This is a genomic window from Micromonospora sp. NPDC051296, assembly GCF_040682255.1.
Taxonomy (GTDB): domain Bacteria; phylum Actinomycetota; class Actinomycetes; order Mycobacteriales; family Micromonosporaceae; genus Micromonospora; species Micromonospora craterilacus.
Genome location: NZ_JBFBAO010000267.1, coordinates 1 through 10,046, shown reverse-complemented (window position 1 = coordinate 10,046; position 10,046 = coordinate 1). Strand labels below are relative to the sequence as shown.

The 10,046-nt window shown below is 73.1% G+C and carries 9 protein-coding genes; all 9 read right to left on the bottom strand.

Annotated features, from left to right (window positions below; all coding sequences use genetic code 11):
• Positions 1 to 1,759, bottom strand: a 1,759-nt coding sequence (locus AB0M52_RS24255; RefSeq protein ID WP_363957808.1) for a DEAD/DEAH box helicase family protein, incomplete at its 3' end; no start/stop codon positions are given.
• 131 nt (positions 1,760 to 1,890) lie between these two features.
• Positions 1,891 to 2,592: a hypothetical protein gene (locus AB0M52_RS24250; protein WP_363957805.1), complete on the bottom strand. Its 702-nt coding sequence runs from the start codon at positions 2,590 to 2,592 to the stop codon at positions 1,891 to 1,893.
• 46 nt (positions 2,593 to 2,638) lie between these two features.
• Complete coding sequence (locus tag AB0M52_RS24245; RefSeq protein WP_363957802.1) at positions 2,639 to 2,836, bottom strand: hypothetical protein; 198 nt, start codon at positions 2,834 to 2,836, stop codon at positions 2,639 to 2,641.
• Positions 2,837 to 2,989: 153 nt separating this feature from the next.
• Positions 2,990 to 3,415: a hypothetical protein gene (locus AB0M52_RS24240; RefSeq protein ID WP_363957799.1), complete on the bottom strand. Its 426-nt coding sequence runs from the start codon at positions 3,413 to 3,415 to the stop codon at positions 2,990 to 2,992.
• A 107-nt stretch (positions 3,416 to 3,522) separates the two neighbouring features.
• On the bottom strand, positions 3,523 to 3,786 hold the full coding sequence (locus AB0M52_RS24235; RefSeq protein ID WP_363957796.1) for a DUF6244 family protein: 264 nt from the start codon (positions 3,784 to 3,786) through the stop codon (positions 3,523 to 3,525).
• Between the two features lie 311 nt (positions 3,787 to 4,097).
• Positions 4,098 to 5,090 carry a hypothetical protein gene (locus AB0M52_RS24230; protein WP_363957793.1) on the bottom strand — a complete coding sequence of 331 codons (993 nt, stop codon included), beginning with the start codon at positions 5,088 to 5,090 and terminating at the stop codon, positions 4,098 to 4,100.
• A 2-nt stretch (positions 5,091 to 5,092) separates the two neighbouring features.
• Positions 5,093 to 7,720: an FtsK/SpoIIIE domain-containing protein gene (locus AB0M52_RS24225; protein WP_363957790.1), complete on the bottom strand. Its 2,628-nt coding sequence runs from the start codon at positions 7,718 to 7,720 to the stop codon at positions 5,093 to 5,095.
• 279 nt (positions 7,721 to 7,999) lie between these two features.
• On the bottom strand, positions 8,000 to 9,463 hold the full coding sequence (locus AB0M52_RS24220; RefSeq protein WP_363957787.1) for an MFS transporter: 1,464 nt from the start codon (positions 9,461 to 9,463) through the stop codon (positions 8,000 to 8,002).
• A gap of 239 nt (positions 9,464 to 9,702) precedes the next feature.
• Positions 9,703 to 10,046 (bottom strand): FAD-dependent oxidoreductase (locus AB0M52_RS24215; protein WP_363957784.1); only part of this gene is annotated, 344 nt, incomplete at its 5' end.

The window sequence follows — 10,046 nt, the reverse complement described above, 5'->3', positions numbered from 1 at the left end:
GCCCGACGACGAAGGCGTCGAAGTACTCGATCACCCCGCGCCACTTGCCGTAGATCGAGCGGTGACACTCGTCCACCACGATCAGATCGAAGGTCTCCGGCGGGATGCTCGGGTTGTAGGCGACCTCGGCGGGCGCGTCCAGCTCGTAGTCGTCGTACGCGCTGTCGTCGATGTCCGGGTCGGGCAACTCGTCGCCGCGCAGCGCGGCGTAGAGCCGCTGGATCGTGGAGATGACCACGTTGGACGAGGCGAGCATGCCGGCACCGGAGAGACGGTCGACGGGGTACAGCTCGGTGAACTTGCGACCGTCGTCGGGGGTCTGGTAGCCCGCGTACTCCTGGAGGGTCTGCTTGCCCAGGTTGTTGCGGTCGACCAGGAAAAGAATCCGGGTGGCGCGGGCGTGCTTGAGCAGCCGGTAGCTGCCGGTGACCGCGGTGAAGGTCTTCCCGGCCCCGGTCGCCATCTGGATCAGCGCACGCGGCCGGTCACCGGCGAGGGACCGTTCCAGCCCGGTGATGGAGTCCACCTGCGCCGGCCGCAGTCCGAGCGGGTCCAGCGCCGGCATTCTGCGGAGTCGGGCCCGCAGGGTCGGCGCGTTGGGGTCGTCGTCCGCCTCACGCATCCAGCGGGCGAGGGTCTCCGGCCGGTGGAAAGCGAAAACCTCACGGGTACGCGGGAACGGGTCGAGCCGGTTCACGAACGCCGTCTCGGTGCCCGTGGCGACGTACCCGAACGGCAGCGGTTCGTCGCGCCGCCACGCGGTCAGGCGCTGGGCAGGGGTCAGCCCGCGTTGGTAGCGGTCGAGCTGTGCCTCCACGCCACGCGGGGCGGTGCCCTCACGCTTGGCTTCGATCACGCCGACGAGCAGCCGGTCGACGTAGAGCAGGTAGTCGGCCCGCCCGGTGGCCAGGGTGACCTCGCGGACGGCGACACCCGTGGCCGCGTACAGGTTGATCTGGCTCTCGTCCTGGACCTGCCAGCCGGCGGCGGCGAGCTGCCGGTCGATCTCGTCCCGGGTCTGCGCCTCGTTGAGCGGTTCCCGGGAGGCGCGGCGGGCGCGGGCGATGAACTCCTCCCGCCGAGCGGCCGAGACCTTGCCGGTCCGGGCGGCGTCCATCCGGTCCTGCTCGGCGCGAGCAGCCGGGGCCAGCCCGGTCATCAGGGCAACGGCCTCGTCCCGGCCGGCGGCGGCAGCGCGGACGGCGCGGTCGGCCGCCTGCTCAGCGTCCGCCCGGGCCTCGGCGACCGAACGGGCACCGGTGAGCAGCAGCTTGGCCTCGGCGAGTTCCCGCCGGTAGCGCTCCAGCTCGGCTTGGAGGGCGTCGGCGACGCTGCGCGGAACCTGCTGCGGTGGGATCGGCGGTACGAACCCGATCGGCGTACGGTCGCCGGTCAGCGCGCGGTGGAACCAGACGCCCAACTCGAAGCCGGTACGCAGCATCTCCAGCGCGGCGCGTACCTCGGCAAGGTGGTCGTGCACCGCCTTGTTGCCCTGGTCCCGCAGACCGTGGAAGGCCTGGTGAACCTCGCGGGTCAGGGTGCCGTCGGCGTGCAGCGCCTCGACCCGGTGAAAGAAGTCGCTGCGGGGACGCTGGCCGGTGCGGCGGAGCAGGTCCTTGGCCAGCTCGTCTCCGAACGCGCGGATCTTGAACATCGCCGCCTGGGCGTCGACGTAGACCAGCAGCTCGGCACCCGCGCCGTACCAGACCAGCAGCGGATGATCTTTCAGGAACCCGAAGTTGGCGGAGCGTTCCGCCAACCGCCGTACCTGTCGAGGATCCACGTTTCCCCACGTCCATAGGCCCCGATGAACGTGTCAGGATACGAGCGTTGGACCGCCGCCAACAGCCCAACGCAGCACCTATCGCCTATCCGACACAGATCGGCGTCCTACCGACGCCCGGTCCTTGGTCGCCGTCGATCGTCCCCGTCACCATGCGCCGGACGGGATCGCGGGGTCACCAACCGCGAGATCTGTGCCCTGAGTCGCTGATCGTCCGGCGGAACGACGCGATATCCCAGTCGCTCCAACTCGGTCTGGGCGGTGCCCGTGTTGCGCCGAACGACTGCGGCGATCTGCCTGCGCCGATATTCCAGCCGGGTCTTGTGGATGACCTGCTCCCAGCCGCCCTTTGGGCGCACCAAGCCCTCGTTGATCAGGCACTCGAGCAGATCCTCCAGCGCCGGGCGAAACCTTCGGCCACCAACGGGAAGATGGATCTTGCTAAGACCACCCACGCCTTTGCGACCGAGTTCCGTCAGGAACGTCTCGAAGGTCGGATGGCTCGCACACACCTGTAGGTGGGCCTCGGTGTACTGCTCCTTGTCCCGTTGGAAGTCGTAATGGAGCAGTGGCTCCTCAGCCTCGCCGAACTTGAGGCCGCAGAACGACGCCTCGACGGTAAGGAACTTGCCCTCGTCCCTGTCCATCGTCAGGAGACATTGCACGTCCAACCAGATGCTCGTCCGGGCGTCAGAGCGCATGCGGACCGGCTGCGACGTCAGGTCCCCGAGTTGCGTGCCCACCACCGCTTGATCGGCGGTCACCCGAGCCACAACCCGCGCGTTGTCACACACCGTCTTGTTCAGCAACCCCTGCATGGTTTCCGCGAATTCGCGGGCCTGGGGGCCAAGCGCGCTACGCCCGCGTGTTGCCAATGGACATCCACAGCTTCTGCGCCTCGACCGAGGAGAAATCGCGATTCTTCGCCATCTCGGCGAGCTGCCGATAGGTCAGGTGAAGCCTGTCAAGGGCCCGATCGGTAGCCTCCCGCCACTGATCGTCACTCATCTCGATCACGACCGAACCGGGCATCTGGTTTGGAGGACTGCTCACCGGAACCTCCGCTCAGGACGCGCTGCTGGGCTTATCCCCGATGCTAACCATCACGGTGATCGACTTCTACCCAACGCACCGCTTCCGTCACGATAAGCTGATCATGTCGACGCTGAACAACGATCAATTTGCGCTTCCCACAGGCCTTCCCGGCTACGTTTGCCGTTCGACCGAAAGCGCGGTCGCCAGCAGTGCGTCCACGCCCAGGAACTCCGGATCGACCAACACATACCCCGCGACGCCCGGCTCCACCAGCCAGAACGCCTGCGACTCGTCATGCTGGCCCGTGCCGGCAGGATGCGCGAACTCGGCAAGCGCCCAGCCGTCAAGGTCGCGCTCGTGGTATCCGGCCAGGAACTGCCGCAACGCGTCGAGATCAGTCAACCCCTCGCCGCGCAGGACGTGGACCCGAAGGTCAGCCCGGTAGCCGTCGACCACCTGCCGCTCCCACACCCGGCTCGCGAAGTGCACGTCCTCCCATTCACTGGCAAAGTCCGAGACTTCCTCGCCCACACCCTCTGGGACGTACCCAATGCGGAGACCGTCCAGCACGCCACCGTCACGCTTCACGTCGCTCATCCCGCCGCCTCAATCGCCGCCTCGACCTTGTCCAGATACTTGAACCACCACTCGCCCTCTTCCGGAGAGCTGGCGGTGGCGAGCAGGTTGGCTGCCACCACCCGTGGTCAGTTACCCAGCGCGCGGACCTTGACGATCGTCTCCTGGACGTGCTGCTTGGCGGGCTCGCTCCCCTGAGCGGCCTGTGCGAGCGCCTGCCGGTACGAGTCGATCATGCTGATCAGCGGGCCGGCGGCGACACCCTGCAACGCCCCCGCGACAAGCTGACGCGCCTCGGCCGCGTCCTGCGCGGCTGCGGCCGTCTTCGCCTTGGCCTCGTCCAGCTTCTGCGCGGCTGCCGCCAGCCTGGCGATCATCTCCGCTGCGCTCACACGCCCTCCCCCGGATCACACGCGATTTTGGCCACCACCCCGTACGAGCAGCGGCCACAGAGGAGAGTACGAGATCCCCGCACCCACCGCGACCACCCGATCGCTCAACAGCGACCACAAGGCGTAAATCTTGGTACGCACTCGCCCCTCCGAGGGCCGGAACGTACCAAGATCTAAGCTCAGGCGCCTCTCCATCCAGGAGCAACCGGTGATGCGAGAGGTCAGCGCTCGGCGACGAAGACGCCAACCCCGTGGACGCCTGGACACGTTCCTCACCGCCGCCGAGGCCGCCCGCCGGACCGGGGGACACGTCAGCGCATGGTGCGGACCAGCAGCAGGTAGCCACAGTAGGCGAGGGGGACGGCCAGGAAGCAGAGCAGGAAACCGAGCACGGGATAGCGGGGCGGGGTGGCGGCGCCGGCGGCGGCCCGGCCCCAGCGGCCGAGCACCAGCCAGCCGCCAACCAGCGCCACGGCGGGCAGGCCGGCGCACATCCAGGCGACCAGGGTGCCGAGGCCGACCACGCCGACGTCGGAGGCGAGCCCCAGGACCAGCATGAGCACCACCGAGACACCGGCGCAGGCGAGGTAGACGGCGACCGCCCGGGCCAGCGGTGACCAGGTCGGCAGCAGCGCCGGCCGCTGGGCGAGCAGGTCGGCCTGCTGCCCGTGCCGGTCGGCCTCGTCGGCCCAGCGCCGGGCCAGTTCCAGTTCCGTCGCCGGGTCGACCTCCCCGGCCCGCTGCGCGGGCACCCCCGCCCCCGTCGCGCTCACGGCCACCGGCAACGCCCGGCTCGACTCCCCCACGCCCACCTGGGGGTACGCCCCGACCCCCGCCGGCCCCGGCGCGGCGGCTGCGCCGCCGGTCCCCACCGTCCCCGGTCCGTTGGCCGGCGGGGCCGGCGGACCGGACATGGGCGGAAAGCCCGGTGGTGTCGGCGTTCCGGGCGCTATCGGCGGACCCGACACCGGCGGGGAGCCCGGTGCGACCGGCGTTCCCGGTAGCGCCGATGCCCCCGACACGGGCGGACCCGACATCGGCGGACCCGACGGCGCACCTGACAACGGCGGGCCCGACACCGGCGGGGAGCCCGGTGCGGGGCCGGCGGTGCCCGGTCCGGCGCCGATCGCGCGGCCGAGCTGGTCGAGACGTTGCCCCTGGGCGGTCAGCCGCCGATCGAGGTACTCCACAGCGGCACCCAGGTCACGGCGGCGTTCGGCCTCGGCGGCGGCGCCCTGCTCGCCGGCGCGCTGCTGGGCGGCCAGGTTGCGGGCCAGCGCGGCGTACTCCTCGAAGGTGGACACGCTCACTCCTGCCCGTCGGATCCGTGCCCGTCCCGGGCGAACGGCACGATCAAGCGGACCCGCTGGTCGTGCCGGTCGACCAGCAGCGCCCGGTCGGCCCGGGGCGTGTACGCCAGGTCGTGCACGCCGAGGTGGAGGCCGAGGTCCGTGCCGGGAACGTTCAAGGCGACCAGGCAGGCGACGTCGTCGCGGTTCTGCGTACCGCCGAGGTCGTCGGCGAGTCGGCGCAGCCCGCGCCACCAGCCGAGCAGGTGCACCCCGTGGCCGGGCCCCTGACGCAGCAGCGCACGCAGGTCGTCGCGGCCGGAGCGGAACGTGGCGGGATCGGTCTCGGCGAGCAGCCCCGCGGCGGCGTCCATCCCGAACACCACCAGGTAGTTGCGCCCCGGCGCGCCGTTCCCCGCCCCGGCACCCCCGGGCGGCCCGGTGCTCTCCACCGGCCCGGTAGCCCCGGGCGATCCAGCACCCCCGGGCGGCTCAGCGCCCCCCGCCGGCCCGGCACCGTCGGCTGAGCCGGCGGCGAGGGCGGCGAGTCGGGCGCGCAGGGCGGTGGCGTCGAGCCGGTCGACCCGGTGCCCGGCGGCGGTCAGCGCGGCGGCGGTGTCGTCGGCGGCCGGGTCGGCGGCGGCGACCAGCGGGGCGAGCAGGAAGGCCACCTCGCCCGGGGCGTGCTGCCGGGCCAGGCTCAGGGTCGCGGCGCGCAGCACCTCCGCACCGGCGGCCGAGGTGCCCACCACGGCCAGATGCCGGCCGGGGGCAGTGTCCATGATGAACAGCGCGGTGGTGCCGTCCACGTCGACCGTCCGACCGACCAGCGCGAGCGGCCGCCGGCCGCCGGGGCGCAGCCCGCTGAAGGTGGCGTCGTCCTCGACCCGCGCGGTGTCGTACCCCCGGAACACCGACGGCGGGCGGGCGCCCGCCGGGCGGGCCTGCCACAGCTCGTGCCGCAGGCGGGTCAGCTTGCCGGTGGCGGCGTGCGCGTCGGGGAAGCGGACCACCGTGTCCGCCCCGGGCGCGCCGGCGGCGGTGTTGACCACGGCCGAGCCGACCGGCAGCGTCGCCGCCGCGTCGTTCAGCTGGTCGAGCACGCCCCCGCCGCCGGGCAACGCGACCCGCAACGCGAACTGCCCGAAGACCGCCTCGGCGCGGCCGTAGAGCGCCTCGATCCCGGTCGTGCTCTGGCTGGCCAGCACCAGGTGTACGCCGTACGAGCGGCCCTTGCGGGCCAACTCCTCCAGCAGGTCCACCGATTCTCGGGCGAGCTGGTCGTTGCCGGCGAGCAGCACCTGGAACTCGTCGATCACGGCGACGATGCGCGGTACCGCGGTGTCGGCGGGCAGGTCGGCGAGCTTGGTGACGCCGTGCCGCTTGAGCGCGGTGGCCCGCCGGTGGAGTTCGCGGCGCAGTTCGCGCAGCACGGCGACGCCGTACTCGCGGTCGCTCTCGATGCCGACCGCGCGGGCGTGCGGCAGCCAGGACGGGTCACGGCCGGTGGGGACGAACTCGGTGAAGCTGACCCCCTCCTTGAAGTCGAGCAGGTACAGCTGCAACTCGGCCGGTGAGTAGCGGGCGGCCAGCCCGTAGAGGACGTCGAGCAGGAAGACCGTCTTGCCGGCGCCGGTGCGTCCGCCGACCAGCCAGTGCGGGGTGGCGTCGTCGAAGGCCATCGCGAACGGGTCACGCCCGGCGCGACCCACCACCGTACGCAGACCGGCGCGGGCCGAGGCGGCCCACCGCTGGCCGGGCAGCAGGTCGGCGAAGCCGACCGCCTCGCCGCGCCGGGCGGCCTCGCCGAGGTGGGTGGCGAGCGCGGCGACCGAGGCCGGCGGCGGATCGCCGTCGAGGACCACCGGGGCGGCCAGGCCGGTGCCGTCGGCGCTGAACGGGGCGCCGGGCGGGTCACCGACCCGGGCGTACCGATCGGTCAGCCGCAGCATGGTGGTCGCGCCCAGCCGCAGCGCCGGCTCCTCCGGCGTGGCCGGCGGCCACCCGCCGAGCAAGACGCAGACCGCGGCGGCCGGCCCGGCGTGGGTGAGCGCGGCGAGCCGGGCGGCCTCGCGGGGCGGCGGGACGGACGCGGCGACCACCACCAGCAGCTCCTGGTCCGGCCGGGCGGCCTGCCGGGCGGCGCGGGCGTGCTGTTCGGCGGCGTCGAGCAGCGCGGCGACCTCCGGCTCGCTGATGGCCGGTGCGTCGATGACGCCGGCGTCGACCAGTGGTCGCAGTGGACCGAACGTCGCGCCGAGGGCGGCGGTGTCCAGCCCGGCGACCCGGACGCCACCGGGCTCGGCGGTGGCCAGCAGCCGCAGCACGAGCGCCCGCAGCAGCCCGGCGACCGCCGGGTCGCGGGCGTCGGTGTCGACCGCCAGGTGGTGCCCGGCGCCGAGCGGCAGCAGGACCGGGAACCCGCCGCCGGAGGTGACGGCCTCGCCGACGCGTACCGGCACGGGTTGGTGGGTCAGCCGGGCGCCCGGGGCCGGGGTGGCCAGCGCGGAGCCGACCCGGGCCAGCCGGGCGAGCAGGTCGGCGTCGGCCGCCGAAGCGGGCGGCGCGGCGGTACGCAACGCCTCGCGGGCGGCTTCGAGATGGGCCCGGGCGGCCCGGTGGGCGGCGACCGCCTGCCCGTACACCGACGCGAGCGTGCCCAAGCTGTGCCGTTACCTCTCAGTGCGCTCTAGCGAGCTGTCGCGTGCGCGATGCCCTGCGACGCCGCTCGCTCCGTCGGGTTCACACGAGGAACCCTAACGGAGACAGGTGACACCGGGACAGCCCAAACCGGACGCGTCGCCGGGGCATCCGCATCGTTGAGGAGCGCGTCAGCCGTTGACCAGTGGCCGGGTGGCGTGAGTTGCTGGCCCGTCGGCGATCATCGGTAGCCCGTTCCCGGACGAGGCCGCCCTGCCGGTTTGTCAGACCCCGGTGCGCGACAGGCGCGATCTGCGCCGGACGAGCTGTGGTGCCGCACACGCCGGGCATTCATGCCCTGGCCGGGTCGTGCTGACCAACCCCGCCACGGTGTGCCGGTGGGGCACCGTGGGCCGGGCCGCTCGGGCGGCGATGGGCGCGGGTCGGACGATGCGGGCCGCCCTCGACGCGACCCGGCGCACCGGGCGGAGCACCGCGGGTGCCGCCAGTGCCCGGGTGACCCGGCGGCGCAGCCGGCGACCGCGCAGCCGGTCCAGGGCCAGCCCCGCCGCCGCGGTGGCCACCGCGGTGACCACGCCCGCCAGCACCAGGGTCTGCCGGGGGCCGGCGTGCTCGGAGAGCCAGCCGAGCAGCGGCGCGCCGACCGCGGCGGCGACCGAGCCGGTGACGCCCACCACGGCGAGCACCCGGCCGCGCATGGCGTAGTCGGTGTCGAGCTGCGCGCGGGTGCCCACGGTGGTGTCGATGACCACGGCCGCGGCGGCGATCGGCAGGATCACCGCGGCGAAGCTCAGCGTGCCCGGGGCCAGGCCGGCCACGATCTGCAGGGTGCTGGCCAGCAGGCCGGCGGCGACGAGCACGCCGTAGCCCAGTTCCCGCCGCCGGGCCGCGAGGAACGCCCCGACCACGGTGCCGACCGCGAAGACGCTGGACAGCACGCCGTAGCCGGACGCCCCGGCCCCCAGCGGTCCGTCGCTCATCGCCGCCATGGTCACCTGGTAGTTGCGCCCGAGGCTGCCGAGCACGAAGGCCATGGCCAGCGCGACGAGCACCACCGGTTGGCGCAGCAGGTACCGGAACCCGGCCCGGATACTGGTGTCGGCCACCTCCGCCTCGGCGACCGGCCCGCCGGTGTGCAGCTCCCGCTCGCGTACGGCGAACAGGGCCGCCACCACGGCGAGGAAACTCGCGGCGTTGATGGCGAACAGCATCCCGGGGCCGACGACGGCGACCACGACGGCGCCGGCGCTCATGCCGAGGATCCGCCCCGCGGAGTGGGTGAGCGAGCCGAGCGCCAGGGCGTTGCCGAGGCTCTCCCGGTCCACCAGGGTGGAGCACCAGCGCCCCATGATCGGGCCCTCGATGGCGGACACCGCCCCGGTGGCCAGGGAGATCGCGTAGATCGCCGGGAGGCCGCCGGCGCCGGTGAAGGCGACCATCGCCAGCCCGGCCGCCAACGCCGCGTGCGCCAGTTGGGCGCCGATCAGCACCGGCCGGGCGGGCAGCCGGTCGGCCAGCGACCCACCCCACACCCCGAGCAGGAGCATCGGGATGGCCTGGAGCAGCACGGCGAGGCCCATGGACGTGGCCGAACCGGTCTCGGCGAGCACGTACCAGTTGACCCCGAGCACCTGCATCCAGGTCCCGACCACGGACACGAGGCCGGCTGCCGCCCAGATGCGGTAGTTGCGGTGGCGCAGCGCGGCGAACGTGGCACCGTACGCCACGGCGAACCTCCCCAGACGGTGGCATGACAAAGCCGAACCACGCAGGTTCGGCAGCCGCCAAGTCTGGCCGCAATTAGCCCGATAAACCGCGATTCGTGAGGCGTCTCACCACGGCCGCCCTCGTCGATCATCGGGTACCGGCAGCGGCGTGCCGCCGCCAACCTGACGACCGGCGGTCGGACGCGGGATGTTAAGCCGGGCCCCCTGCTATACCCGAGGCGTTAACAGGGGGCCCTTCCTTACACGGTCAGGGGTTGGGCGGCGGAGCCGACCGGTGCGGGCAGGGTGCCGGCCCCGCCGAGGTGGGTGTGGATCGCGGCGGCGGCGGCCCGGCCCTCGGCGATCGCCCAGACGATCAGCGAGGCCCCCCGGTGCATGTCACCGGCGACGAAGACGCCGTCGGCGTCGGTCTGCCAGTCGGACCGGGAGTCGATCGCGCCGCGGCCGTTGCGGGTCACCCCGAACTGGGCCAGCAGCGGCTGTTCCTCGGTGCCCTCGAAGCCGATCGCCAGCAGCACCAGGTCGGCGGGGAGTTCCCGCTCGGTGCCCGGCACCGGGGTGACCATGCGCCGGCCGTCCCGCT

What these genes read in the sequence shown, in the direction of transcription:
- AB0M52_RS24240 (WP_363957799.1), bottom strand. Translation starts at nt 3,415, where the DNA reads ATGAGCGACGTGAAGCGTGACGGTGGCGTGCTGGACGGTCTCCGCATT.